This is a genomic window from Gordonia namibiensis NBRC 108229 (assembly GCF_000298235.1).
GTDB classification, from domain to species: Bacteria; Actinomycetota; Actinomycetes; order Mycobacteriales; family Mycobacteriaceae; genus Gordonia; species Gordonia namibiensis.
In genome coordinates, this window is sequence record NZ_BAHE01000046.1 from 1 (window position 1) to 26443 (window position 26443).

At 66.9% G+C, this 26443-nt stretch carries 18 protein-coding genes and 1 pseudogene; 13 read left to right on the top strand and 6 right to left on the bottom strand.

From position 1 onward, the window contains the following. The 3 genes and pseudogenes from GONAM_RS18625 to GONAM_RS18635 form a co-directional block, all read left to right on the top strand. A pseudogene (locus tag GONAM_RS18625) lies at positions 1-245 on the top strand (serine/threonine protein kinase); the annotation flags it as partial. A gap of 213 nt (positions 246-458) precedes the next feature. Next, on the top strand, positions 459-4001 hold the full coding sequence (dnaE, locus tag GONAM_RS18630) for a DNA polymerase III subunit alpha (RefSeq protein ID WP_006868309.1): 3543 nt from the start codon (positions 459-461) through the stop codon (positions 3999-4001). Positions 4002-4113: 112 nt separating this feature from the next. Continuing rightward, positions 4114-4383 carry a hypothetical protein gene (locus GONAM_RS18635; RefSeq protein ID WP_006868310.1) on the top strand — a complete coding sequence of 90 codons (270 nt, stop codon included), beginning with the start codon at positions 4114-4116 and terminating at the stop codon, positions 4381-4383. Here GONAM_RS18635 and GONAM_RS18640 read toward each other — a convergent pair. Further along, the gene (locus tag GONAM_RS18640) at positions 4326-5234 is read right to left on the bottom strand and encodes an SMP-30/gluconolactonase/LRE family protein (protein ID WP_083876451.1); all 909 of its coding nucleotides are present in this window, start codon (positions 5232-5234) and stop codon (positions 4326-4328) included. The genes GONAM_RS18635 and GONAM_RS18640 overlap by 58 nt on opposite strands. Before the next feature lie 291 nt (positions 5235-5525). Here GONAM_RS18640 and ilvA point away from each other — a divergent pair, with 291 nt between their 5' ends. After that, complete coding sequence (ilvA, locus tag GONAM_RS18645) at positions 5526-6905, top strand: threonine ammonia-lyase IlvA (protein WP_006868312.1); 1380 nt, start codon at positions 5526-5528, stop codon at positions 6903-6905. 43 nt (positions 6906-6948) lie between these two features. On the opposite strand, the gene treZ is transcribed toward ilvA, so the two are convergent. Beyond that, positions 6949-8709, bottom strand: coding sequence for a malto-oligosyltrehalose trehalohydrolase (gene treZ, locus GONAM_RS18650; RefSeq protein WP_006868313.1), 1761 nt, complete (start codon positions 8707-8709; stop codon positions 6949-6951). Between the two features lie 314 nt (positions 8710-9023). Between treZ and GONAM_RS18655 the strand changes: the two genes are divergently transcribed. The 9 genes from GONAM_RS18655 to GONAM_RS18695 are packed head-to-tail and all read left to right on the top strand — an operon-like array spanning position 9024 to position 18326. Further along, entirely contained in the window at positions 9024-9881 is an 858-nt protein-coding gene (locus GONAM_RS18655; RefSeq protein WP_006868314.1) for an MlaE family ABC transporter permease, read from the top strand. Between the two features lies 1 nt (position 9882). After that, positions 9883-10749, top strand: a complete 867-nt coding sequence (locus tag GONAM_RS18660; protein WP_005198851.1) for an MlaE family ABC transporter permease — start codon at positions 9883-9885, stop codon at positions 10747-10749. Between the two features lie 10 nt (positions 10750-10759). Continuing rightward, on the top strand, positions 10760-12082 hold the full coding sequence (locus tag GONAM_RS18665; RefSeq protein WP_006868315.1) for an MlaD family protein: 1323 nt from the start codon (positions 10760-10762) through the stop codon (positions 12080-12082). Continuing rightward, positions 12079-13113: an MCE family protein gene (locus GONAM_RS18670; RefSeq protein WP_006868316.1), complete on the top strand. Its 1035-nt coding sequence runs from the start codon at positions 12079-12081 to the stop codon at positions 13111-13113. Before GONAM_RS18665 ends, GONAM_RS18670 begins: the two co-directional genes overlap by 4 nt. Next, positions 13110-14099, top strand: coding sequence for an MCE family protein (locus GONAM_RS18675; RefSeq protein ID WP_006868317.1), 990 nt, complete (start codon positions 13110-13112; stop codon positions 14097-14099). The genes GONAM_RS18670 and GONAM_RS18675 overlap by 4 nt, the downstream gene beginning before the upstream one ends. Next, a complete protein-coding gene (locus GONAM_RS18680) occupies positions 14093-15196 on the top strand; it encodes an MCE family protein (protein WP_006868318.1) in 1104 nt (367 codons plus the stop codon). The genes GONAM_RS18675 and GONAM_RS18680 overlap by 7 nt, the downstream gene beginning before the upstream one ends. Further along, entirely contained in the window at positions 15193-16350 is a 1158-nt protein-coding gene (locus GONAM_RS18685; protein WP_406540003.1) for an MlaD family protein, read from the top strand. Before GONAM_RS18680 ends, GONAM_RS18685 begins: the two co-directional genes overlap by 4 nt. Next, complete coding sequence (locus GONAM_RS18690; RefSeq protein WP_006868320.1) at positions 16347-17519, top strand: MlaD family protein; 1173 nt, start codon at positions 16347-16349, stop codon at positions 17517-17519. Before GONAM_RS18685 ends, GONAM_RS18690 begins: the two co-directional genes overlap by 4 nt. Before the next feature lie 27 nt (positions 17520-17546). Continuing rightward, entirely contained in the window at positions 17547-18326 is a 780-nt protein-coding gene (locus tag GONAM_RS18695; RefSeq protein WP_006868321.1) for an Rv1363c family protein, read from the top strand. Positions 18327-18461: 135 nt separating this feature from the next. Here GONAM_RS18695 and treY read toward each other — a convergent pair whose 3' ends face one another. From treY to GONAM_RS18715, 4 genes are all read right to left on the bottom strand, one after another. Then, a complete protein-coding gene (gene treY / locus GONAM_RS18700) occupies positions 18462-20768 on the bottom strand; it encodes a malto-oligosyltrehalose synthase (RefSeq protein ID WP_006868322.1) in 2307 nt (768 codons plus the stop codon). Positions 20769-20787: 19 nt separating this feature from the next. After that, positions 20788-23250 carry a glycogen debranching protein GlgX gene (glgX, locus tag GONAM_RS18705; protein ID WP_006868323.1) on the bottom strand — a complete coding sequence of 821 codons (2463 nt, stop codon included), beginning with the start codon at positions 23248-23250 and terminating at the stop codon, positions 20788-20790. Between the two features lie 208 nt (positions 23251-23458). After that, positions 23459-25636, bottom strand: a complete 2178-nt coding sequence (locus tag GONAM_RS18710; RefSeq protein WP_006868324.1) for an acyltransferase family protein — start codon at positions 25634-25636, stop codon at positions 23459-23461. Between the two features lie 141 nt (positions 25637-25777). Continuing rightward, positions 25778-26335 (bottom strand): TetR family transcriptional regulator, encoded by a 558-nt coding sequence (locus tag GONAM_RS18715; protein WP_006868325.1) that lies wholly within the window; start codon positions 26333-26335, stop codon positions 25778-25780. Positions 26336-26443: the final 108 nt, after the last annotated feature.

Genomic DNA, 26443 nt, shown 5'->3' on the forward strand with positions numbered 1-26443 from the left:
CCGGCGCGGACCCCGCCGTGTGGCAGCACCCGCCGTCCGGGCCGCACCGCCAGACCAACGATCACCTCCGCGCCGCAGGGTCGGGTCCGATGGGTCGGCCCCCGGGCGGTCCACCGTTCCCGGGCGGGACCGTGTCCTCCGGCGGTCCCAGCCGGTCGAGTTCGAATCGTCTGCCCCTGGTGCTGGCCGGGGTGGCGGCCGTGTTGCTGATCCTGATCGTCCTCGTGTTCGTCGTGGCCCTGTAGCGGCGACGCGCCGAAATCCGCCCCCGGGAAGTGCCCCGGCGTGCCGACGGGTGCGGGCGGACATGGTGTCACAGCCGCCCCATTCGTCACGGCCCGGAGTGCCTTCCGGTGGGTGTCGGTGCGCGCGCCTAAAGTAGACCCGGACTCGGCGACCGGCGGGCACACGCCGCGTGATCCGCGAGCACAGCAACCAGCGAGCACAGAAGAGGCACAGTGACGGACTCGTTTGTTCACCTGCACAACCACACCGAGTACTCGATGCTCGACGGTGCGGCCAAGGTGTCACCGTTGTTCGCCGAGGCCAAGCGGCTGGGCATGACCGCCATCGGTATGACCGACCACGGAAACATGTTCGGTGCCAGCGAGTTCTACAACACCGCGATCAAGAACGACATCAAGCCGATCATCGGCATCGAGGCCTACATCGCACCCGGTTCGCGATTCGACACCAAACGTGTCCAGTGGGGTTCGCGGGAGCAGAAGAGCGACGACGTCTCGGGTTCGGGCGCCTACACACACATGACGATGGTCGCCGAGAACGCGACCGGCCTGCGCAACCTGTTCAAGCTGTCCTCGCTCGCCTCCATCGAGGGACAGCTCGGCAAGTGGGCCCGTATGGACGCCGACCTGATCGCCGAGTACGCCGAGGGCATCATCGCGACCACCGGCTGCCCGTCGGGTGAGGTGCAGACCCGTCTGCGACTGGGTCACGACCGCGAGGCCCTCGAGGCCGCGGCGAAGTGGCAGGAGATCTTCGGCAAGGAGAACTTCTACCTCGAGCTGATGGAGCACGGCCTCGAGATCGAGCGCCGCGTGCGCGACGGTCTCCTCGACATCGGCCGCAAGCTCGGCATCAAGCCGATCGTCACCAACGACTGCCACTACGTCACCAAGGAGCATGCCGCCGCCCATGAGGCACTGCTGTGCGTGCAGACCGGCAAGACGCTGTCCGACCCGACCCGCTTCAAGTTCGACGGCGACGGCTATTACCTGAAGTCGGCTGGGGAGATGCGCGAGCAGTGGGACTCGGTGGTCCCGGGCGCGTGTGACAACACGCTCGAGATCGGTGAGCGCGTCCAGTCCTACAAGGAAGTCTTCACCCACCGCGACCGCATGCCGGTGTTCCCGGTGCCCGACGGCGAGACCCAGCAGACCTTCCTGCGCAAGGAGGTCGCGAAGGGGCTCCGCGAGCGTCGGTTCGCCGGTACCGAGGTGCCGCAGGAGTACCTCGACCGGGCCAACTACGAGCTCGACGTCATCATCCAAATGGGATTCCCGGCGTACTTCCTGGTGGTCGGCGACCTGATCCGCCACGCCCTCGAGGTCGGCATCCGCGTCGGCCCGGGCCGTGGTTCGGCGGCCGGTTCGCTGGTCGCCTGGGCGCTGGGCATCACCAACATCGACCCGATCCCGCACGGACTGCTGTTCGAGCGATTCCTCAACCCCGAGCGCGTGTCGATGCCCGATATCGACATCGACTTCGACGACCGCCGTCGTGGCGAGATGGTCCGCTACGCGACCGAGCGGTGGGGTAGCGACAAGGTCGCCCAGGTCATCACCTTCGGCACGATCAAGACCAAGGCCGCCATCAAGGACTCCGCCCGAGTCCAGTTCGGGCAGCCGGGTTTCGCGATCGCCGACCGCATCACCAAGGCACTGCCGCCGCCCATCATGGCCAAGGACATCCCGGTCTGGGGCATCACCAACCCCGAACACGAGCGCTACGGCGAGGCCACCGAGGTCCGCACCCTCATCGAGACCGACCCGGACGTCAAGAAGATCTACGACACCGCACTCGGCCTGGAGGGCCTGATCCGCAACGCGGGCGTGCACGCTTGTGCGGTCATCATGTCGTCGGAGCCGCTGACCGATGCGATCCCCGTGTGGAAGCGTGCGCAGGACGGCGCGATCATCACCGGTTGGGACTACCCGTCGTGTGAGGCCATCGGCCTGCTGAAGATGGACTTCCTGGGTCTGCGCAACCTCACCGTCATCGGTGACGCCCTGGAGAACATCAAGCTCAACCGCGGCATCGACCTGGATCTCGACTCGCTGCCGCTCGAGGACGAGAAGACCTACGAGTTGCTCGCCCGCGGCGACACGCTCGGTGTGTTCCAGCTCGACGGCGCGGCCATGCGCGAACTCCTCAAGATGATGCAGCCCACCGGGTTCGAGGACATCGTGGCCGTTCTCGCGCTGTACCGACCCGGTCCGATGGGTGTGAACGCCCACACCGACTACGCCAAGCGCAAGAACGGTCTGCAGGAGATCCGGCCGATCCACCCGGAGCTCGAGGAGCCGCTGAAGGAGATCCTCTCCGAGACCTACGGTCTGATCGTCTACCAAGAGCAGATCATGCAGATCGCGCAGAAGGTCGCCGGGTACTCGCTCGGACAAGCAGACCTGCTCCGTCGCGCGATGGGCAAGAAGAAGAAGGAGATCCTCGACGAGGCCTACGACGGCTTCGCGGAGGGCATGCGCAACAACGGCTTCTCGCAGGCGGCGATCACCGCACTGTGGGACACGGTGTTGCCGTTCGCCGGCTACGCGTTCAACAAATCGCACGCCGCGGGCTACGGTCTCGTCTCGTTCTGGACCGCCTACCTCAAGGCGAACTATCCCGCCGAGTACATGGCCGGCCTGCTCACCTCGGTCGGCGACGACAAGGACAAGGCGGCGATCTACCTCGCCGACTGCCGCAAGCTCGGCATCACCGTCCTGCCGCCCGACGTCAACGAGTCGCAGCGCAACTTCGCGGCCGTCGGTGCCGACATCCGCTTCGGTCTCGCCGCCATCCGCAACGTCGGTTCGGGCGTCGTCGGATCGATCATCAACGCGCGTGAGGAGAAGGGCAAGTTCACCAGCTTCTCCGACTACCTCGGCAAGATCGACGTCACCGCCTGCAACAAGAAGGTGACGGAATCGCTGATCAAGGCCGGGGCCTTCGACTCTCTCGGCCATCCGCGCAAGGGTCTGTTCCTCGTGCACGCCGAGGCCGTCGAATCGGTCATCGGCACCAAGAAGGCCGAGGCGATCGGACAGTTCGACCTCTTCGGCGACGCCGGCGGGGCCGACGACTCGATGGCCGAGGTTTTCGCCGTCAAGGTTCCCGAGGAGGAGTGGGACACCAAGCACAAGCTCGCGATCGAGCGGGAGATGCTGGGTCTCTACGTCTCCGGGCATCCGCTGGCCGGCGTCGAACATGCCATCGCCGCGCACACCGACACCTCGATCACGTCGCTGCTGGAAGGCAACATCTCCGACGGTGCGCAGATCACGATCGGCGGCATCATCTCGTCGGTGACGCGCCGGGTGAACAAGAAGGGCGAGCCGTGGGCCGCGGTCACCCTCGAGGACATGGTCGGTGGTGTCGAGGTCTACTTCTTCCCGCGCGCCTACGTCGCGTACGGGATGGACATCGTGGCCGACAACATCGTGCTGATCAAGGCCCGCGTGAACCTGCGCGAGGACAGCATGATGATCTCCGCCAACGACCTCGCCGTCCCTGATCTGGAGACCGCCGGCGCGACCAAGCCGGTTGCGTTGACGCTGTCCGCCCGACTCTGCACCCCGGATCGGGTCCAAGCGCTCAAGCAGGTGCTGACCCGGCATCCGGGGATGGCCGATGTGCACGTCACGCTCGTCAGCGACAAACGGCAGACGCAACTCAAGCTGACCGAGTCCCTGCGGGTGGCGCCGAGTTCCGCGCTGATGGGCGACCTGAAAGCACTGCTCGGTCCCAGCTGCCTCGGCTGAAATCGGGGGAGCCCGTTATCGGAGTTTCGGGCCTCCGAACATTTCTCTTCGATCGGCGCTATACTCGACGGCACGTCCAGTCACGCCCAGCCGTCGAGGGGAGTGTTCGCAGATGACCACGATGATCGGCATCAACGCGCACCGTCCGGTCCGGCGTGCGCAGCGCACGGTCGAGGTCTTCGGCATCGACTGGCCGGCGCACAAGGCCCACGCGGTTCTCGCAGGTGTCGCCACCGCCGTCGTGACCCTGCTGATCGTCGGATCGTTGCAGGCCACTGCGTGGGTGACGGCGGTGGCGGTTCTCGCGGTGTGGTGGGGTGAGCGCTACCTGCCCGGGAACGCGGCGGTCGCACCCCGATCGAATCCGCCCGGGATCTCGTAGATCCGTCCGTCGAATCCGGCCCGGTACAGGCGTCCGGCCGAGAATCCGCGGTCGCCGCGACCGTAGGAGAGCACGCTCGACGTCGGCAGTCCGCTCGCCAGCACGCAGTAGCGCCCGGGCGAGGTGATGCGGACGATCTCTCCGGTTGCGTTGAACGGCACGACCGGCCGGTCACGGGAATCGAGGGTCAGTCCGTCGGGAGTCGACGGTGCACCCACGCCGAGCAGACTCTGCACCACCCGCGGATTCGTCGTCGAGATCCGGCTGACTCCGGGGTTCACGAAGGTGCGCGACACGTAGAGCCAGCGGTCGTCGCGGCTCAGGACCGCGCCGTTGGCGCTCGGCAGCGCGCCCCATGCGGCGTTCACCGCGCCGCCCGGTGACACCCGTCCGATGAGGTTGCCGAAGTCGTTGGTGGCGTAGACGTTTCCGCTCGCGGCCACATCCATCCCGTTCGCCGCGGACAGCCCGGTCACCCACGGCCGGAACGCCCGGGAGTTGACGTCCAGGCGGCCGATCGACGCATGGCGGAGGGCGTCGCCGACGATGACGCGGGGATCGGCGCCGTAACCGACCAGCAGGGTTCCGCCGGGAGTCCACGCAAGCGCGCCCGCACCGCTGCCACCGGGCACCCGTGCGATCGGGACCGCAGGCGCACCTGGGCCGTTCAGTCGGTAGACGCGTCCGGAGACGAGATCGGTGGTGTAGAGCCGTCCACCGGCGTCGACCGTGAGGCCCTCTAGTGCGGCGCCCGGGACGACGCCGACGAGCCGGGCAGGGGCGGCACCCGGACACGACGGGGCGGCCGAGGCGGGCGCCGGACCGACTGCGGTGGAGAGACCCAACGCCATGGCCGCGGATGCCGCGCCGGCAGCGATCCGGGTGAAACGCGAGGTACGCCGGGACCGGCGCGGGGACGGATGGCGAGATGTCATGACTGCTCCCTGTTCAGGTGGCGGGCCGTACGTGCCTTCTCCTCGCGCGTTTCTGCCTGCGGTCCGCGTGCGACGAGCGACGTCGTGGACATACCCACCCGCGGGGTGGGGCAATCCCGGAATGAAGCCGACCGCAGGCACCGAGCACACCGATCTCGCCGAAGTCGATGTACCCGGACGCCTCGAACCATCCCGCGCAGTGAGAACATGGCAGTCGTGAGTACGCACCACGTCCCCGTCCACCAGCACGGCCCGGCACTGAGCCTCGACGCCATCGAGGCGGCGTCGGAGCGAATCGCCGACGCGGTGGCGCGTACCCCGCTCGAGGCCTGCCCACGACTGTCGGGGTCGGGTGCCCAGATCTACCTCAAGCGCGAGGACCTGCAGACCGTCCGCTCCTACAAGATCCGTGGCGCCTACAACGTGATGGCTCAGCTCTCGGCGGAGGAGTTGTCCCGCGGTGTGGTGGCGGCCAGCGCCGGAAACCACGCACAGGGCGTCGCTTTCGCGTGCAAGAGCATGAAAGTGCCCGGACGGATCTACGTTCCGACCACCACCCCGAAGCAGAAGCGCGACCGGATCGCCTGGCACGGCGGCGATTACGTCGAGTTGAAGGCCATCGGGGAGACCTACGACGCCGCCGCGGCCGCCGCGCAGGCCGATGTGATGAGCACCGGCTCCGCATGGATCCACGCCTTCGACGACCCGCGGACGGCGGCCGGACAGGGAACCATCGCACGCGAGATCGTCGAGCAGTTGGGCCGAGTGCCCGACGTCGTCGTCGCGCCGGTCGGTGGGGGCGGCTGTCTGGCCGGCATGGCCACCTATCTGCGCGGACTCTCCGACGAGGTGACGATCATCGGCATCGAACCGACCGGGGCCGTGTCGTTGAGTGCGGCACTGGTCAACGGCGGGCCCGTCACCCTCGACGAGATCGACCCCTTCGTCGACGGTGCGGCGGTGAAGCGGATCGGCACCATCGGCCATCAGGTGATGTCCGAACTCGGCGCGAGCGTCAGCGATCACCCGATCCTGGCCGGCATCACCGCGACGCCGGCGGCGCGGATCATCCCCGACGGCCCGGTGTCGCCGACCCCGGGCACGGCGCACATCACGCACGTCGACGAGGGCGCCATCTGCTCGGCGATGCTGGAGCTGTACCAGAACGAGGGCATCATCGCCGAACCCGCCGGAGCGCTCGCGGTGGCCGCGTTGGACAAGCTGCGACTGCCCGACGACGCGGTCGTCGTGTGTCTGGTGTCCGGCGGCAACAACGACGTCTCCCGCTACGGCGAGATCATCGAACGCTCATTGGTGCACCGGGGTCTGAAGCACTACTTCCTGGTCGACTTCCCGCAGGAACCCGGCGCACTGCGACGCTTCCTCGACGAGGTGCTGGGACCCGACGACGACATCACCCTCTTCGAATACGTCAAGCGCAACAACCGCGAGACCGGTGCCGCGCTGGTGGGTGTCGAACTCGGCAGCCCGGACGGCCTCGGTGCCCTGATGGACCGGATGGCGCGTTCCCGCCTGCACTGTGAACGTCTCGAGCCCGGTTCGCCGGCCTACGAATACCTGACCTGATCTCCGACGTATGGCTCGAAGCCGCGCACGGCGCGGTTTCGGGCTATGAAACGCGCCGCCCGACGATCACGTTGTGTCCGGGCGAGATCCCGGCCTCGGGTTGCTCCCAGGCCAGCGCGACGTCGAGCGGCCAGGGGAGTGTGACGGGCGCGTCGCCGGGGACACACACCACCGACCATTCGCCGCGGTGCATCGCGAACCAGCCTGCCGCTTCGTCGAATTCGGCGTCGACCGAGGTGAATGCCGGATCATGCAGCGCCGGTTCGGTTTTCCGGAGCGTGATCAGTGATCGGTAGAACCCCAGTACGCGGGCGTGGTCGGGTCGGGTCGGCTCCGACCAGTCCAGCTTCGACCGCTCGAAGGTTTCCGGGTCCTGCGGGTCGGGCACATCGTCGCTGTCCCAACCGTGTTCGGCGAACTCCGACTTGCGGCCCTCCGCGGTCGCCCGGCCCAGTTCCGGCTCGGGGTGGGAGGTGAAGAACTGGAACGGGGTTCCCGCTGCCCACTCCTCGCCCATGAACAACATCGGGGTGAAGGGGGACAACAGGATGAGGGTGGCCTTGATCGCGAGCTGCCCGCCGTCCAGATTGGCGCTCGGCCGGTCGCCGATCGCGCGATTGCCCACCTGGTCGTGGGTGCACGTGTAGGCCAGCAACGACGACGCGGGGACGCGATCGGTCGGGATCGGCCGGCCGTGGCACCGTCGCCGGAACGACGAGTAGGTGCCGTCGTGGAAGAACCCGCCCGTCAGGACCTTTGCGAGACAATCGAAACCGCCGAAGTCGGCGTAGTAGCCCTGTCGTTCGCCCGAGACGAGGCTGTGGATGGCGTGATGGATGTCGTCGTCCCACTGGGCGGCCAGCCCGAGACCGCCGGACGACCGCGGCAGGAACATCCGGGGATCGTTCAGATCGCTCTCCGCGATCAGTGACAGCGGACGCCCGAGTTCGGCCGACAGGGCGTCCGTCGCCGCGGCCAGTTCCTCGAGGATGTGGACCGCACGATGGTCGGCGAGGGCGTGGACGGCGTCGAGTCGTAGTCCGTCGATGTGGAATTCGGTGAACCAGCGCAGTGCGGTGCCGGCGAGGAAGGCGCGTACCTCGTCGGAGTCGGGTCCGGAGAGATTGACCGACGATCCCCACGACGTCGTGCCCTCGCTGAGATACGGCCCGAAGTCCGGCAGATAGTTGCCCGACGGCCCCAGGTGGTTGTAGACGACGTCGAGGACGACGCCCAGTCCCTTGGCGTGGCAGGCGTCGACGAACCGGGCGAGTGCCGCCGGGCCGCCGTAGGTCTCCTGCACGGCGTACCAACCGACCCCGTCGTAACCCCAGTTGTGGGTGCCGTTGAAGGCGTTGACCGGCATCAGTTCGACGAGATCGACGCCGAGATCGACCAGATGGTCGAGCCTTTCGATCGCGGAGTCGAGAGTGCCTGCCGGGGTGAAGGTCCCGAGGTGGAGTTCGTAGATCACCGCGCCGCGCGCATCGCGGCCCGTCCAGTCGGCGTCGGTCCACAGCGACTCGTCGACGGAGAACAGTGCCGACATCTCGTGGACACCCTCGGGCTGCCGGACGGAGCGAGGGTCGGGACGCACGGGTCCGCCGTCGATCGAGAACCCGTAGCGCACATCGGCGATCGGCGCGTCGATCGCGCCGGGCTCCTCGTCGAGTTGCCACCAACCCCCCGTGCGTCGGGTCATCGGGAACGACGCGGCCGGGGCGCCCACGACGCCGGCGGCCATCGACATCGAGGCGGCCGCAGGTGCCCAGACGCGGACCTCGCCGAGGGTCTGCGGCGGCACGAACGGTGCGATCGAGGATCGGAGGGGTAGGTTTCCGCTCCATTGGTCGACCGTCCAAGTTAAAGTGCTCTGGTCATCAGCAGTAGTGCTGTCGCTCACACCTGCACGGTATGTCGAACCGGGCGGGGCCGCGACCGGCGTTACTGTGAGGCCACACACAACGGAGATCGAGAGCGGGGTATATTACGGCGACGCTCATGCCCAAGGGGGGCACCTCGAGCAGATCAGCCGAGCGGTGCGCGAGCTGGAGACAGCACGGACGCACGGCGACCTGACGGCCGGTGAACGGGTAAGCCGAGACGCAAGGGTAGGGATTGAGCACAGACGCAGTCACCTCGGATGACGAGGAGGTCGGTCGGAAGAGACCGGGTGCGGTTCGGTCGTGGTTCGACAAGCACGTCGTCGCGTCCTTCGACACCTTCGGACGCCAGTTGGGCATGTTCGTCGAGGTGTTCCGCACACTCTTCGCCGATCTCTTCAAGCGGCGTTTCCCGTTCGGGGAATTCATCCGCCAGTGTGCATTCATGGCGAGCACCTCGGTGTTCCCGACCCTGCTCGTCGCCATCCCGATCGGCGTCATCGTGTCGATCCAGGTGTCGAACATCGCCGGTCAGGTGGGTGCTACCTCGTTCTCCGGCGCGGCCACCGGCCTCGGCGTGATCCGTCAGGGCGCACCCCTGGTCACCTCGCTGCTCCTCGCGGGCGCGGTCGGTTCGGCCATCGCGGCCGACCTCGGTTCCCGCACCATCCGCGACGAGATCGACGCCATGAAGGTCATGGGTGTCAACCCCATCGAGCGCCTCATCTCGCCGCGACTTCTCGCCACGATGGTGGTCAGCTTCCTGCTCTGCGGCTTCGTCTGCTTCGTCGGCTTCATCACCGGTTACGTCTTCAACGTGTACTTCCAGGGCGGTACGCCAGGCAGTTACACGGGCACCTTTGCGTCCTTCGCGACCACCGCGGACCTGATGTTCGCGTTGGCAAAAGCGGTGATATTCGGCGCGATCGTGGCGATCGTCGCCTGCGATCGCGGCCTCTCGACGAAGGGCGGTCCCGCCGGCGTCGCCAACTCGGTGAACGCCGCGGTGGTCAACTCCGTCCTGCTCCTGTTCACCGTGAACGTGATCCTCACGCAGTTGTTCGCGATCCTCTTCCCGGCGAAGGTGGTGTGAGATGACCGCGTCACGGTATGTGCCACCCGCGCTGAAACCCTTGGAGGCCGCCAAGGCCGTCTATCGCGGTCCGCGCGACGCCCTCGCGGCGATGGGGCACCTCATCACGTTCCTCGTCCGCTCGATCGGCGCGGTCCCGCTGGCCTTCCGGCACTACAGCAAGGAAGTCTGGCGCCTGCTCGCCGACGTCGCGTGGGGCAACGGCGCGATCGTCGTGGGCGGCGGCACGGTCGGCGTCATGGTGATCCTCGGGGTGATGGGCGGCGCGACCGTCGGTATCGAGGGCTACACCGCGCTGAACCTGCTCGGCATGTCTCCGGTGACCGGTGGCCTGTCGGCGTTCGCGACGACGCGTGAGATCGCCCCGCTGCTCGCGGCGACGGCGTTCACCGCGCAGTCGGGTTGCCGCTTCACCGCGCAGCTCGGTTCGATGCGGATCGCGGAGGAGATCGACGCCCTCGAGGCGATCGCCATCCGCCCGCTGCCGTACCTGGTCACCACCCGCATGCTGGCCGCGGTCATCGCGATCGTCCCGCTGTACTCGGTGTCGCTGGCCGCCAACTACCTTGCCTGCCAGTTCATGTTCATGCTGCAGAGCGGGCAGGGCGAGGGCACCTACCTGTACTACTTCAACCAGTTCATCGTGTCCTGGGACATGGTGTTCTCGTTCATCAAGGTGATCGTCTTCGTGCTGCTGACGACGTTCATCCAGTGCTACTACGGATACTTCGCCGCTGGAGGGCCCGAAGGTGTGGGCATTGCTGCCGGACATGCCATCCGACTCGCGATCATCGTCATCGTGTTCGCGAATCTGGTCATGACACTCGTCTTCTGGGGCACCTCGCCCGGGATCAAGATCTCGGGATGAGGGGGAGCCGGTGAACATCGCGACCGACGGGCGTAACCCCTCACTACTGCAATACGTGCTGCGCGGCGTCGCCTTCCTGCTGGTCCTGCTGGTGATCTTCGTGCTGCTGTTCATGCGGTACCAGGGCACCTTCAGCAAGACGGTGGAGGTGACCGCCGACCTCGTCGACGTCGGCGACGGCCTGACCTCCGGCGCCGACGTCCGCTACAACGGGCTCATCGTCGGCGCGGTGAAGTCGATCTCGGTCGCCGACTCCGGCGACCAGGTGGACGCCGCGAAGGTCATCAAGAAGGTCGAGATCGACATCGTGCCCGCGCAGGCCGAGGGCATCCCGGCGTCGGTGACCGCGCGGACCGTGCCGTCGAACCTGTTCGGCGTCAACTCCGTCGAGCTCGTCCGACCTGCCGAACCGGGGACCGAGCGACTGTCGTCGGGTGACACGATCCCCGCCGACAAGTCGCTCGAGACGATCAAGCTGCAGGATGCGCAGAACGAGTTGAGCGCCATCCTCGACGCGGTGCCGCCGGAGGAGCTCGCCCAGGTGCTCGGTGTGGTCGCCGACGCCCTGAAGGGCGGCGGATCGGTGTTCGGCTCCTTCGTGGGCGTGCTGCGGACCTACTTCGACGCGATCAACGCCCAGTTCCCGCCGGGTGCACCGCCGGGGTTCGACAACTTCGACGCCGCGATCAGCGGTCTCGCGGAGTCCGCGCCGGAACTGCTCGACACCCTGGGCCGCAGCGTGATCCCGGCGGTGACCATCGCCGAGAAGCAGCGCGACCTCTCGGCACTGCTGAGCGGCAACCAGGGACTGCTCGACCAGATCCAGCTGATGTTCGCCCGCAACGGCAATGGCGGTCAGCGACTCGTCACCGACCTGAACCGCATGCTCGGCGCAACTGTGCTCGAACCGAATTCGTTGCCGCAGGCGATCATCGCGCTCAACAATCTCGCCGCCCGGGTGCTCACGGTCTTCACCGGGACGAACGGGCACGTACAGCTGAACATCGGCGTCAGCTTCGGCGCGTTCGTCCGCTACACCCGTCAGAACTGCCCGGTGTACAACGGCGGCCCGTACGGCACGTTGCGTGGGCCGGGTTGTGTGGGACCGGGAACCGGTACCGGACCGACGATGTCGGGTCCGCTGCAGATCTACCCGTCCGACGGCATGCGCAAGAACCGTCCCGTGGGCATGGTGACCACCGGCTCCGACAACAAGACGCTCGGCTCGGTTCTGCGCCGGAAGCCGTCGGCCGCCGACACGATCATGCTCGGACCGCTGGTCCAGTCGATCGACGCGCGTGATGGAGCCACAGATCAGGGAGGAGGACGATGAGCGCGGCCTCGGGTTCGATCCGCAAACCGCTGATCGGCTTCACGATCTTCGGTCTCGTCGCGTTGCTCGTGACGTACGTGATCTTCTCGACGCTGGAACGATCGGTGTCGGGGTCGACGAACAACTACACGACGTTCTTCACCGACGCCTCGGGGCTCGCCGCCGGCGACGACGTCCGCATGGCCGGCGTCCGCGTCGGGCGCGTCGACAAGATCGAACTCGACAACGGTCGCGCCCGAGTCGAATTCGAGGTGCAGAACGACCAGCAGGTCTACACCAACACGCGTGCGGCGATCCGGTATCAGAACCTCATCGGCCAGCGGTATCTCAACCTGACGCTGGTCGAGGGGCGCGACAGCAGGCCGCTGTCGCCCGGGTCCACACTGGAGCTGCCGTCCGAGGACTCCTTCGACATCACCAAACTCCTCGCCGGATTCCAGCCGGTCTTCGAGACCCTCGACGCCGACCAGGTCAACGCGCTGTCGCAGGGACTCCTCGAGGCGTTCCAGGGCAATTCGGTCTCGCTGAGCTACACCGTCGCCGAGGTGGGCCGGCTCGCCGAGGACACCGCCAACCGCGACATCGTGATCGGCGCGATCATCAACAACCTGAGCACCGTGATGCGTGACCTGTCCCGTCAGGGCGGCCAGCTCGGCACCGTCATCGAGTCGATGTCCGCCCTCATCGAGAACCTCAACTCGAACTCGGCGGCCTTCGGCAGCGCGGTCGCCGACATCGGGCGCACTGCAGACGGTTTCGCCGACGTCCTCAGCCGCAGCCGGGGCAGCCTCGCCGCCGCCGCGACGAACGGCCGCGTCGCCACCAACACACTCATCCAGAACGGCTCCAAACTCGACCGGATGGCCGTCGACGCGCCGATCTTCCTCGGCCACTTCCCGCTCGTACTCGGAGAGGGTGCATACCTGAACATCTATGCGTGCGACCTCGACGTCGCGATCGGTGATGTCCTGCTGCCGCCGGGGATCTTCAACAAGATCGGTGGCACGAATCATTCGGTGGTGTGCCGATGAACTGGTTCCGCAAGAGATTCCGCAGCAACACCCGCGTCTGGTACGGCGTGATCGGCGCGGTCGTGATCGTCGCACTCCTGCTGGGCGTGACGGCACTGGCCGGAGCCCATCTCGGCAAGAAGACGCTCACCGCCGACTTCGCGCAGGCCGGCGGGATCCGACCGGGCGACAAGGTTCGGGTGGCCGGTATCGACGTCGGTGAGGTCACCGACACCGAACTCGCCGGCACCCACGTCGCGCTCACCATGAAGGTCGACACCGACGTCCGGGTCACGAAGAACGGCATGGCCGAGATCAAGATGTCGACGCTGCTCGGCCAGCGCTACGTCGATGTGTCGCTGGGGGATTCGCCCGAGGAAGCACCCGACGGCCACATCGAGAAGACCGCGGTGCCCTACGACCTGAACCGCACCATCGAGGAGGGCGCCCCGATCCTGACCGGGATCGACGACCAGACCCTCTCGCAGAGCATCCGCACGCTCAACCGTCAACTCGCCGGTGTTCCCGCGATCACCGAGCCGACGTTCGAGGCACTGACGCAGATGTCCGAGGTCATCACCAACCGCAAGGATCAGATCAACCAGCTGATCGCCGACACCAAGACGATCACGAACATCGTCAACGACAACCAGGCGCAACTGGCGGTGATCGTCGGCCAGGGACGCGACCTGACCCAGAAGATCGTGGCCCGTGAGGAACTGGTGACGCGCCTGCTCGACGGCATCGCCGAACTCACCGAACAGACCAGTGCGGTGGCGGGGGAGAACGCCAACCAGTTCGCCCCCATCATGGCGAACCTGAACACCATCACGCAGGGCCTGGAGAAAAACCGCAACAACCTGCGCAAGCTGCTGGAGATCCTGCCCGTGACAGCACGTCTGACCACCAATGTGATCGGCGACGGCCCGTACGCGAACGGCTACCTGCCGTGGGGCATCTTCCCCGACAACTGGCTGTGCCTGGCCCGGGTGGTGGACGGATGCTGAACCCGCAGAAGCTGCGTCGTTCGACGCTCCTCGTGTGCATCTCCCTGCTCGGCATCCTGGGCCTCTCGGGATGTTCGATGATCCCGGGCAGCTGGAAGGCGGCCTTCGGGCAGGCTATCGAGGTCACCGCCTACTTCGACAACGTCGCCGGCCTCTATGTCAGCAACGACGTCGCGGTTCTCGGCATGCCGGTCGGACAGGTGACGGCCGTCGAGCCGCAAGGCGATCGGGTCAAGGTCACCATGACCATCGACAAAGACGTGCCGGTGCCCGCCGACGCCACGGCGGCCATCGTCAACACCTCGATCGTGACCACGCGCCACGTCGAGCTGACCCCGGCGTACGAGGGCGGACCGAAGCTCGAGGACGGCTCGGTGCTGAAGGAGACCAAGGCCCCGGTGTCGGTCGGCGAACTGTTCGACGCCATCGACGGTCTCGTCGTGGGTCTGAAGGGGGAGGGACCCGGCCCCGGCCCGCTGGCGGACATGATCGACATCACCTCGGGGATCGCCACGGGTAATGGCGAAGAGATCCGTGCGGCGCTCGATCAGCTGGGACAGGCGTCGAATGTCATCTCCGGCAACAGCGACGCCCTCGTCGACATCATCGAGACCATCGAGGGTCTGAGCACCACGCTGGTGAAGAACTACCCGAAGATGACGGCGTTCTCGAAGTCGGTCAACGAGGTGTCCGAGCTGTTGGGGGCCCAGTCGCCCGGCCTCGTCGCGACCCTGCGAAACCTGAACCAGACGCTGCAGAACACGACGGCCTTCCTGCAGAACAACACCAACACGATTTCGGTCTCCTTCGACCGGCTCGCGGCGTTGACCGCCAACCTGAGCGACTACTCGCGGCAGGTGGTGGAGACCATCGATGTCGGTCCGCTGCTGTTCCAGAACCTGAGCAACTCGATCTCCGCAGAGCAGGGCGCCTGGCGCGCACAGGTGCTGCTCGACAAGTCGCTCGTCGACAACGAGTTGCTCGCCAAGTTCTGCGAGTCGATCAACCTGCAGAAGGACGGCTGCCGCACCGGCAAGCTGAAGGACTTCGGGCCGGACATGGGCATCTACTCGGCGATGCTGGAGCTGACGAAATGAGAGCGGTGACCAGCGCCTCGCTGCGCAGCACGGTGCCAGAACCGGCACGACGCCGCTCCCGCGCGCGACGCGGCGCGGTGACGGCGTTGCTGCTCAGTGCACTGATGGGACTCACCGGCTGTGGCGTGTTGCCCGGTCTGACCGTCGAGCAGATCCCGCTGCCGGCCCCCGGCGGCATCGGCGACTCCATCCGGCTGACGGCGAACTTCGACAACGCCCTGAACCTGCCGACGCGCGCCAAGGTGAAGCTCAACGGCACCGACGTCGGGCAGGTCGACACCATCGTCGCCAAGGACTACTCCGCGATCGTCACGATGGACGTCAGCAAGAAGACCGAGTTGCCGGTGGGCACGGGAGCCGAACTCCGCCAGGCGACCCCGCTCGGCGACGTGTTCGTGGCCCTCCTGCCGCCGCCGAACGCGCCGAAGGGATTCATGACCGACGGCGACACCCTCACCGGCCCCACCTCCGCGGCGGCGACGGTCGAGGACCTGCTCATCAGCATGAGCGGTGTGGTCGACAGCGGTTCGCTGAACTCGCTCACGGTCATTCTCACCGAACTGAGCGCGGCCGTCGCGACCAATCCGACGGACCTCAACGGTGCGATCCGCGGCCTGACGACCGGCATCCGCAAACTCAACCAGAGTTCGGCGCAGGTCGACCGGTCGCTGGCGAACACCCGGATCCTGACCGGTCAGCTGGCCGACGGCCGAGCCCAGATCATGGCGTCGATCAACAAACTCGGTCCTGCGCTGCAGTCGCTGAACGGTCAGATCGGCTCGATCCTGACCTCGCTGGACAAGGCCCAGAAGGTGACCTCGGCGACCAACGACTTCCTCCGCACCGACCAGGACAACCTGGTGGAGATGCTCGGCCATCTGTCGACGGTGCTGGCCGGCCTGCGGCAGGCGGCCGGCCCGCTCGGTTCGCTGGCCGACAACCTGCACACGCTGACCCCGAAGTGGATCAAGTCCACGCCGGGTAGTGCGGCAGCTGTGTCGGCGAAGGTGTACTGGCTCAACCCGGGTGTCGGATTCGACTCGGCGAGCAGGCTTCCCGAGCTCGAGGACGTCGATTCGGGCTCGGCGGCGCTCCAGCAGACGCTCACGCGACTGCTGGCCCGACTCACCGGAACCAAGGGGTGCTGCGGATGAGCGGCGTATTCGGTTTTCTCCGCAGGCATTCCGTGCTCGTCGGCAACCTCGGGCTCGTCCTGGTCATGGTCGTCGGGCTCGGCTACCTCTCGCTCGGTACGTTGCGGTGGGAACCGTTGGCGGGTAAGTACAAGCTGACCATCGAGTTCCCGATCTCCGGCGGCCTGCAGGAGACGTCGGGGGTCACCCTGCGCGGGGCGCGCATCGGCGAGGTCGACACCATCCGCGTCGAACCGGATTCGGTGACGGTGAAGGTCTCGGTCGACGACCGGTACAAGATCAACCGCAACACCCAGGTCGCGGCGCTGGGGTTGTCGGCGGCCGGCGAGCAGTACGTCGATTTCCAACCCACCACCTCGGAGGGGCCGTACCTGAAGGACGGCGACGTGATCAAGGCCGGTCAGACCAAGGTCACCGTGCCGTTCTCCGATCTCCTCGAGTCCGCGCTGGAACTCATCCAGCAGATCGACCCGGCCGAACTCCGTTCGGCCGTGGACAATCTGAAGATCGCGCTGTACTCCGAGGACGGCACCAACGACCTGAAGGTGCTGTTCAACTCGGGCGGCACGATCTTCGCGCGGTTGTACACGGCACTGCCCGAGACCACGAAACTGATCCAGAACGCGGGCACCATTTTCAAGACGACCGCCGACATCCAGCCCGACTTCGGGAACACGGTGTCGTCGCTGAGCGACCTGATCAACTCCGCCGCGGCCTCCGACCGGGAACTGCGCACGTTGCTCGATCGGGGTCCGTCGCAGATGACCAGCCTCGCCGGTTCGATCAACCAGCTGACCGACCCGGTGACCGACGTGATGAAGCAGTTCCTCGACATAGCCGAGCAGGGCGCGCTGCGCGCACCGGCCCTCGCGACGCTGATGCCGTCGATCCGGGACGCGAGTATCAAGAGCCTCACCATGTTCCACGACGGTGCGTGGTGGGCCTTCGGTTCGGTGTACCCGAGGCCCAGTTGCAACTACCCCGTCACCCCGCGTCGGCCGACCCAAGTCCTCGAGCTGACCATCCCGACCAATCTGTACTGTGTGACCGAGGATCCGAACCAGCAGATCCGCGGCGCGGCCAACGCACCACGACCGCCGGGCGACGACACCGCAGGGCCGCCACCGGGTTACGACCCGAACGCCCGCACGGTGCCGCTCGACAAATGACGACCAGACAAGTTGCGTGACCTGTAGATGACAGACCCTGAGAAGTCAGATCTCGAGAAGAAGACCGATCTCGAGAAGACCGTGACCGACGAGGACGCCGGCACCGGCAAGGCGGACATGACCCCGCGCGGGAAGTCGGTGCGTCGCACCGGTTCCGCTGGCGCAGCGAACGATCCCGCTCCCGAACCGCAACCCGCGGCCGGGAAGAAGGAGTTCTCGCTGACGGTCACCGCGAGCGGGATCAAGCGCGCACTCGGTGCGCTCGTCGTCATCGCCCTGATCGCGGCCGTCGGTTTCCTCGGCTGGCGAACCTACACCTTGCAGAGCGAGGCGGATGCCTTCGCCGACGCCAAGACCGCCTCCGCGGACTTCGTCACCAAGCTCGTCACGACCCTCAACGCCGAGAACGCGGGCAACTCCAAGGAACTGCTCGGTCCGCTGTCGACCGGGGAGCTGCGCAAGCGTCTCGAGCAGGAGCGTGCGGACACCGAGCAGAACGTCGAGGCCCTCAAGATCGAGGTGTCGTCGAAGATCAGCGTCGTCGCGGTGGAGACCGTCGACAAGGACTCCGCGAAGACGGTCGTGATGGCCGAGGTGACCGGCCGCAGCGTCAAACTACCCACCGGCGGAACCAGTCTCATGGTCTTCCGGCTCGACCTGAGCAAGGAGGACGGCCAGTGGCTGGTCTCGAAGGTCGACGGCCCGCCCGGTAGCCCCAGCGGTCAGATCGATCCCTCACAGTCCTTGCCGGGTGCCGGCGGTGCACCCGCGCCGCAGCCGAGTCCAGCACCGGCGCCGGCAGGCTAGTCCGCCCCTCGCGCCCCGCTGCTCCCTGAGGTGCGAGGAGCGCGAGCCGCTGGGCTGAGTAGCGACGAAGGAGCGTATCGAAGTCGACGAGCCACGAAGGGTTGGCGAGCCGAAAATGTCCGCCACCGGCCATCTTCAGTCGCGGACGAGGATCGCCACCGGGTGGTCGGCGCGCACGGTGTGCAGGTCGACCGTCGAGTCGTGGACCGTCCCGCTGCGGACGTCACGCCAGCGAGCGCCGCGCGGCAGCTCGATGACGGTGTCGGCCGCCGATTCGGGCTTGAGGCTGTGGGTGAACCGCGCGGTGACCACGACGACCTCGGGGGCGCCGTCGGATCCGCGGCTGAAGGCGATGGCGTGGTCGGAGGCCGGGCCGTCGACCGGCAGGCGATCGTACGTGCCCGACGGGCCGAAGGCCTCGGGGTGCTCGGCGCGGACACCGAGTGCGGTCCGGACGAGCTCAGCCTTCGGATGTTCCAGTGGCCGAGCGAAATCCACCGGCCGCCGGTTGTCCGGGTCGACGAGCGAGTCCTCCCACCATTCGGTGCCCTGATAGATGTCCGGGACGCCGGGTCCGAGGATTGCGATCGCCTTACGCGCGAGGGCTTCCTGCTGGAAGGCCGGGGTGGTCCGGTCGACGAGTTCGCGCACCGCGGTCGCGATCGGTTCGGAAGTGACCTGGTCGATCCAGCGCTCGATCGCCTCTTCGAACTTCTCGTCGACCTCGGTCCACGTGGTCCTGAGTCCGGCTTCGCGGCATGCCTTCCGTGCGTAGTCGACGATGCGCCCACGCAGTTCGTCGGTGACCTTGCCGTCGACCGGCCAGACGCCGAAGATGTTCTGCAGCAAGAAATAACACGCCAGGTTGTCCGGGATGTCGGTCCCCAGCCAGACGCGTTCGATCAGCAGCGACCACCGTTCGGGAACCTGGGAGAGCACGGCGATCCGGGCTCGGACGTCCTCGCCCCTCTTGGTGTCGTGCGTCGACGTCGCGGTCATCGCCAGCGGCCAACGCCGGGCGCGTTCGGCATTGTGGTCGTGGAACTCGTTCAGCGACACCGCCGGATTCGCTGGATCGCCGCCCACCTCCTGCGCCGACACCAGTCGGGCCGTGCGGTAGAAGAGGCTGTCCTCGACGCTCTTCGCGGTCACCGCACCACAGGTCTGCGCCAACCGTGAGGCCGCGGCACCGGGGCTGCGGGTGGCGTGCATGATGGCATCGAGTGCTCGTGTCAGCGAGGGGTTCTCGGCGGCGATCCGCACGGCGGTCGTCTCCAGGCGTGACCGCAGGGATGGATAGTCGGCGCGGTAGACACCGAGCGCGGCGATGAGCTCGGCGCACGCATCGGCGATGGCCTCGGAGTCGGCGGCCGGGTCGGAATGGGTGATCGTCCGCACGAGTCGTCGGAGTTCGGTGGGGAAGGACTCGCGCAGCGTCGTCAGCTTGCGCTGATGTTCCACCGATGCGAACCACGTTGCATCGCCGGTTTCCCCGGTGATGTGCTCGTTGAGCTCGGTGAGCTGGACGACGCCCGATGGTGCCACGAACAGTCCGTCGATGATCCGCAGCTGGTCGTAGCCGGTGGTGCCCTCGACCGGCAGCGTCGGCTCGAGGGGCTCGTCCGGGGCCAGGATCTTCTCGATGTAGATCAACCGGTCGTCACCGACGTCGGTGCGGAGTGTGCGGAGGTACTGCTGGGGGTCCCAGAGTCCGTCCGGATGATCGACGCGCACACCGTCGATAAGGTCCTCGGCGATGAGCTCTCGCAGCCACCCGTGTGTGGCGTCGTAGACCGCGGGGTCCTCCTGCCGGAGGCCGGCGAGCTCGTTGACGGTGAAGAACCGGCGGTATCCGATGAGTCCGCTGTTCCACGGCACGAGCTTGTAGTGCTGGCGCGCATGGACTTCCGCGGGGCTCCCGTCGCCGGTCCCGGGGGCGATCGGGAAGGCGTGATCGTAATACCGCAGGTTGCCCTGCTCGTCGATCTCGAGCGGGCTCAGGTCGCCGTCGGCGGCGACGACAGGTAGAGCGATCTTGCCGTCGACGCCGTTGTCGGCGCTGAGGTCGACGTCGAAATACGACGCGTAGGGCGACCGGGCGCCGGAACGGAGCAGGTCCGCGAACCACGGGTTGACGAGCGCATCGGCCACCCCGGTGTGGTTGGGGACGATGTCGATGATGATGCCGAGCCCGCGATCGGTTGCCGCGCGGCGTAGTTCACGTAGACCGTCGATGCCCCCGAGGACGTCGGACACGGCGGGCGGCGGGAGCCAGTCGTAGCCGTGGGTGGACCCGGCTGCGGCCGTCCCGATGGGGGACAGGTAGACGTGACTGACCCCGAGCTCGACGAGGTGATCCAGGGTCGAGGTGACGTCGGCGAATCCGAAGTCGCCGTTGAGCTGGAAGCGGTAGGTGGCCCGCGGCGTCGGACGTGTGTTCATCGTGTCGTGCCCGCCGTTCTCAGGACGTCGCCCGCAGCACGAGCACCGACCGGCCGCCCACCGTCACCGACTCACCGAATCCGGCGGTCAGATCCGAGTCGCCGGTCGGATGGGTCGTGTCGAGTTCGCCGACCCACTCGGTGCCATACTGCTCCGGCGGTAGACGGAAGTCGATGGGCTCGTAGTGGGCGTTGAAGCAGATGAAGAACGAGTCGTCGACGACCCATTCGCCACGCTCGTCCTTCTCACCGAGCCCCTTCCCGTTGAAGAACACCGCGAGGCTCTTGCCGAATCCGCTGTCCCAGTCCTCGGACGTCATCTCCACGCCCGCGGGGGTCAGCCACGCGATGTCCCGAGCCTGATCGCCCCATCGGATCGGCTTGCCGCCGAAGAAGCGTCGACGACGGAACACCGGATGCGCGGTGCGCAGGGCGATGGCCTTGCGGGTGAACTCCAGCAGGTCGGCGTTCTCCTCGGCGAGAGACCAATCCACCCAGGACAATTCGGAGTCCTGGCAGTACACGTTGTTGTTGCCCTGCTGGGTGCGTCCGATCTCGTCACCGTGGGCCAGCATCGGCGTGCCCTGCGACAGGAACAGCGTCGCCAGGATGTTGCGCTGCTGTCGTGCACGCAGGGCGTTGATCTCGGGATCGTCGGTCGGTCCCTCGACGCCACAGTTCCAGGACCGGTTGTGACTCTCCCCGTCGCGGTTGTCCTCGCCGTTGGCCTCGTTGTGTTTCTCGTTGTACGACACCAGGTCACGCAGGGTGAAACCGTCGTGGGCGATGACGAAGTTGATGCTCGCGAGCGGGCGCCGGCCGGTCGCCTCGTAGAGGTCCGACGATCCGGTGAGCCGGGAGGCGAACTCGCCCAGCGTCGACGGTTCGCCGCGCCAGTAGTCGCGCACCGTGTCGCGGTACTTCCCGTTCCACTCGGTCCACAACGGCGGGAAGTTGCCGACCTGGTAACCGCCCTCGCCGATGTCCCATGGCTCGGCGATCAGCTTCACCTGACTCACCACCGGATCCTGTTGCACCAGATCGAAGAACGCCGACAGGCGGTCGACGTCGTGGAGTTCGCGGGCCAGCGTGGAGGCCAGGTCGAAGCGGAAACCGTCGACGTGCATCTCCAGGATCCAGTAGCGCAGCGAGTCCATGATGAGCTGCAGCGTGTGCGGATGCCGTCCATTGAGGCTGTTGCCGGTGCCCGTGTAGTCCATGTACATCTCGGGGTTGTCGTCCACGAGACGGTAATAGGCGGCGTTGTCGATCCCGCGGAACGACACCGTCGGCCCGAGGTGGTTGCCCTCGGCGGTGTGGTTGTAGACCACGTCGAGGATGACCTCGATGCCGGCATTGTGGAACTCCCGCACCATCGCCTTGAACTCGGTCACCGCGCTTGCGGGTTGATCGGGGTTCGACGAATACTCGATGTGCGGGGCGAGGAACCCGAAGGTGTTGTACCCCCAGTAGTTTCGCAGGCCCTGGTCGCGGAGGGTGAAGTCCTGCATGAACTGGTGCACCGGCATCAGTTCGATCGCGGTGATCCCCAGCGACTTCAGATGGTCGATGATCACCGGGTGACAGAGGCCCGCATAGGTGCCGCGCAGGTTCTCGGGTACGCCGGGATGAGTGGCGGTCATGCCCTTGACGTGAGCCTCGTAGATGACCGTCTGGTGATAGGGGCGGTTGGGTGACCGGTCGTTCTGCCAGTCGAAGTACGGGTTGATGACCACCGAGACCATCGTGTGTCCCAGCGAGTCGAGTCCGGGCATCGGGTACTCGGGCGCGGGCTCGATCTCCGGAAGAGGTTCGAGCTCAACCGGGTCCGCGTCATCAGCGGCTTCGATGGCCTCGGTGACCTCGCCGTCGGCTGTTTCGCCGGCCGTGGCATCGCCCTCGGTTCCGGTGTCGCCGGCGTCGGCGTCCACCTCACCGGCATCGGTGTCCTCGGGGGCGGCCTCGCTGTCCGTGTCGACGCCCATCGCGTCGCCGCTCTCCGTACCGCCGCCCTCAGTCTCGCCGGGGTCCGCCGCGGCTTCCTCGCCGGAGTCCTCGGTCGAGGCTTCGGCGTCGTCTGGGGTCGGCAGCGGATAGGAGAACAGCGAGGCGTCGCCGTCGAAGTCGCCGTGGAAAGCTTTGCCGTACGGGTCGAGAAGCAGTTTGCTCGGGTCGCATCGCAGTCCCCGCGCAGGGTCGTAGGGGCCGTACACGCGGAAGCCGTAGAACTGTCCCGGCACCACGTTCGGCAGGTAGCAGTGCCAGCAGTAACCGTCGACCTCTTCGAGCCGGATACGCCGTTCCTTGCCGTCCCGATCGATGAGGCAGAGCTCGACGGCCTCGGCGACCTCGGAGAACAGCGAGAAGTTCGTTCCCGCACCGTCGTATGTCGCTCCGAGCGGATACGGGGTACCCGGCCACACCGGGATGGGTGCGGGTTCGGGTTCGATGAGCGCATCGGCCTGGACCGGGTCGTCCGGCATGGGCACCGGCGGGGTGTCGGTCGTGCTCGGGTCCGGTTGTTCACCCTCGGTCGGCGAAGCGTTACTGCCCACCTGTGGAGACGACGTCATGGGTCGACCCTAGTCGTGTTGCGTCAGGCGGTCATCTCGGACAGCGATCATCCGCCCGAAACGGCCGGTTGGTGGGACGACTTATACGCGGGGCTGGACAGGTTGCGAAAGACGCAGGTCACGGTACCCGTGGGCCGGTCCAGGGCAGTTGGGCCTCCATCTGCCGCCCGAGCTCGTCGGTGAGACTCCGGACAAACGTGGCAGAGAGGTGATGCGGGTCCTTGTAGACGGTGATGTTGCCGACGATCGCGGGGCAGAAGTCGTCGGTGCAGATGCCCCTCGACATGTCCAGCGGATGGAAGTCCGGTCGGGTGGCGGCCAGCTCGAGCGCCGGGTCCTCGGGGGCGAGGACGGCGGCACGGCGCGAACCGCAGCTCTCCGCGTCGCCGCCGTCGGCGAGGCAGATGGGCGTGTCGATGGTGCCCTTGCGGTTCTTCGGCCACGGCGTGTCCCGCATGCCGAACACCGGGATGCCGGCGTCGAGGAAGCGGTCGAAGATCGGGGTGTAGTCCGGCGGTACCCAGTCGCCCGGCTGATAGTCGCGCGGGCGGGTCGAGTTGGTGAACACCGCGTCGGGCTTGTCGGCGATGACCTGTTCGATGACCCGCTGGCCCCAGTCGTAACACTCGGGGTAGGGGACGCCGCGCTGCTTGGGGACCTCGTTGGTCGACAGCGGGCAACCCATCTTCAGGTAGGTCTTGACCTTGAACCCGTTGCGCTTGCCGAGGGTGTCGAGCGCGGAGATCCACATCTCCGCGTGCGATCCGCCGGCCAGCGCGATCGTGCGGGTGGCGTTCGGGTCGCCGTACTCACCCACGTGGATCTCGTTGTCGGTGAAGTCGCTCATGTATCCGTCGGTGGAGGTCTCCGGGTAGTCCTGGATCACTTCCAGCGCGGACGGCTGCGGGTCGAGCGCGGGGACCGGCCAGCCGTCGAGCAGTGCACGCGCCCCGGGGTACGACCGCGGGTCGAGGTTCTTGGTGTCGACGACGATGTTGTCGACGTGGTTCTCCCACACCTTGATGCCGACTCCCGCCACCACGCTGCCGAGCAGCAGGATCGCCGTCACCACCGAGGTGTAGGACAACCAACGGGAACGTCCTTCGCGGTTCCCCCGTGTGAGGGCCGCCCGGTCACCGCCGCGGAGCGGGTCTTCGACGTAGCGTTTGGTGAGCCATGCGAGACCGATCGACACCGCGAGGATGCCGACTCCCTCGAGGAAGTTCGCGTGGTTCTTGTCCCGCCAGGTCAGATAGAAGATCAGCAGCGGCCAGTGCCACAGGTACAGCGAGTAGGCGATGGTGCCCAGCCACACCGGCCAGGTGCTCGCGAGTATGCGGTTGGCGGACGGCATCTCGTCCGGCGCGGCGTGCGAGCCGTGCGGCGCCTTCTGTAGGGCGGTCGCGCCCGCCCAGATGATGAGCAGCGTCGCACCGACGGGGACGAGTGCCATCGGACCCGGGTACTCGTTGACGCCGTCGATCCACCAGCCGCAGCTGACGATGAGCGCGAGTCCGCCGATCGTGGCGAGGTTGCGCACCCAGTTGGGCACGCGCAGGCTCGGCAGCCAGATGGCGAGCAGGCCGCCGACCAGCGGTTCCCACAATCGCGAGATCGTCGAGTAGTAGTTGTAGGGCTGGTTGATCGCCATGCCGCGGTGGGCCCACCAGAACGACCCCAGCGCGACGACGAGGACCGCCGCGAAGACCAGGAACCGGATGACCCGCGGCTCGGCGAACGGGCGCGCGAAGCGTGCGAGGACCTTGAGGACGCCGGCGAACGCCAGGGCGACCAGCAGCGTCAGCAGGAAGAACTGTCCCTGCATCGACATCGACCAGATGTGCTGCAGGGGACTGTTGGCCGAACTCGCGGCCAGGTAGTCCTGCGAGTTCAGCGCCAGGTACCAGTTCTGGTAGTACAGAGCGCTCGCCACGACCTCGTGGCCGACGTTGGCCCAGCGGGTCTGCGGCAGGATGACGACGGTGAGCACCGTGACCGCGAGCAAGACGGTGATCAGGGCGGGCAGGAGTCGCTTGAGCAGTCGTTTCAGCCGCGGCCACGGGTTGAGGGTGTCGCGGAAGGTGACGTTCGGTTTCTGCGCGTAGATCGCATGCCGGAGGAGCGAACCGAGGAAGAAGTATCCCGACAGGGTGAGAAAGACGTCGACGCCGCCGGAGACTTTTCCGAACCACACGTGGAAGCAGGCCACGAGGGTGATCGCGATGCCGCGTAGACCGTCGAGGTCGGTGCGGTAGGCAGGGGTCGTCGGCGTCGAGGGGGCCGACTCCGGCTCCACTACTCGAGTCGTCGATGCCACAGAGAGGTCTTTCGGGTCGGGAACGGTTTCGGCCGGGTAGCAATGTACCCGCCGAAGCTGTGAATTCCTGAGTCGTGGGGGCTGCGACACCCGGTGGACTTGGTCACCGGGTTCGGGTCGTCAGCGACGTGCTCGGGTGCGGGCGCCGTCGAGGATGATCGTCAGCCCGTCGACGAACTCGCCGGTGAAGTCGCGGCCCGACGGTTCGATGACGCCGAGGCGTTCCATCTGTGCGCGGGTCTGTTCCTCGATGGTCAGGCCGATGACGAGCTGACAGATCGCGACGCTGACGGCCTCCGCGTCCCGCAGCGAGAGCCCGCCGGCATGTCCGGCCGCGACGATGTCGGCGGCGATGGCCTTGGTGGACAGTCCGCTGGCCCAGCTCGACGACACGACCTCGGCGCTGTCGGGTACCTCCAGCAGGGCCGCGCGCATCCCGGTGGCGAGCAGGCGCAGCCGCTCGTCCCATGCCAGGTCGGTGGCCGGGATCGTGACCGCGCCGAGGATGTCGTCGGCCAGAGCGGCCAGCAGGGTCTGTTTGTTGGGGAAATGCCAGTAGAGGGCATTGGGGCGGACCCCGAGTTCGGTGGCGAGCCGGCGCATCGACAGGTCGGCCAGGCTGTGTTCGCGCAGGATGTCGCGGGCAGCGCGGAGGACGTCGGTGCGGCTGTTGCTCACGCGGTCAGCGTAGTGACCCCGATCGGAGCGGTCTGCGCGAGTCACCTGTACGCCGTCCAGGCATCCCCTGTACGGTGTTCAGGAATCCTGGACGCTGTCCAGGCGATC

Bases quoted from the DNA above. Each gene is read 5' to 3' on its own strand.
- GONAM_RS18685 (WP_406540003.1), top strand. From the start codon at position 15,193: ATGAGAGCGGTGACCAGCGCCTCGCTGCGCAGCACGGTGCCAGAACCG.
- GONAM_RS18690 (WP_006868320.1), top strand. From the start codon at position 16,347: ATGAGCGGCGTATTCGGTTTTCTCCGCAGGCATTCCGTGCTCGTCGGC.
- treY (WP_006868322.1), bottom strand. From the start codon at position 20,768: ATGAACACACGTCCGACGCCGCGGGCCACCTACCGCTTCCAGCTCAAC.
- ilvA (WP_006868312.1), top strand. From the start codon at position 5,526: ATGGCAGTCGTGAGTACGCACCACGTCCCCGTCCACCAGCACGGCCCG.
- glgX (WP_006868323.1), bottom strand. From the start codon at position 23,250: ATGCCGGACGACCCGGTCCAGGCCGATGCGCTCATCGAACCCGAACCC.
- GONAM_RS18640 (WP_083876451.1), bottom strand. From the start codon at position 5,234: ATGGCGTTGGGTCTCTCCACCGCAGTCGGTCCGGCGCCCGCCTCGGCC.
- GONAM_RS18635 (WP_006868310.1), top strand. From the start codon at position 4,114: ATGACCACGATGATCGGCATCAACGCGCACCGTCCGGTCCGGCGTGCG.
- GONAM_RS18675 (WP_006868317.1), top strand. From the start codon at position 13,110: ATGAACTGGTTCCGCAAGAGATTCCGCAGCAACACCCGCGTCTGGTAC.
- GONAM_RS18680 (WP_006868318.1), top strand. From the start codon at position 14,093: ATGCTGAACCCGCAGAAGCTGCGTCGTTCGACGCTCCTCGTGTGCATC.
- GONAM_RS18660 (WP_005198851.1), top strand. From the start codon at position 9,883: ATGACCGCGTCACGGTATGTGCCACCCGCGCTGAAACCCTTGGAGGCC.
- GONAM_RS18695 (WP_006868321.1), top strand. From the start codon at position 17,547: ATGACAGACCCTGAGAAGTCAGATCTCGAGAAGAAGACCGATCTCGAG.
- GONAM_RS18670 (WP_006868316.1), top strand. From the start codon at position 12,079: ATGAGCGCGGCCTCGGGTTCGATCCGCAAACCGCTGATCGGCTTCACG.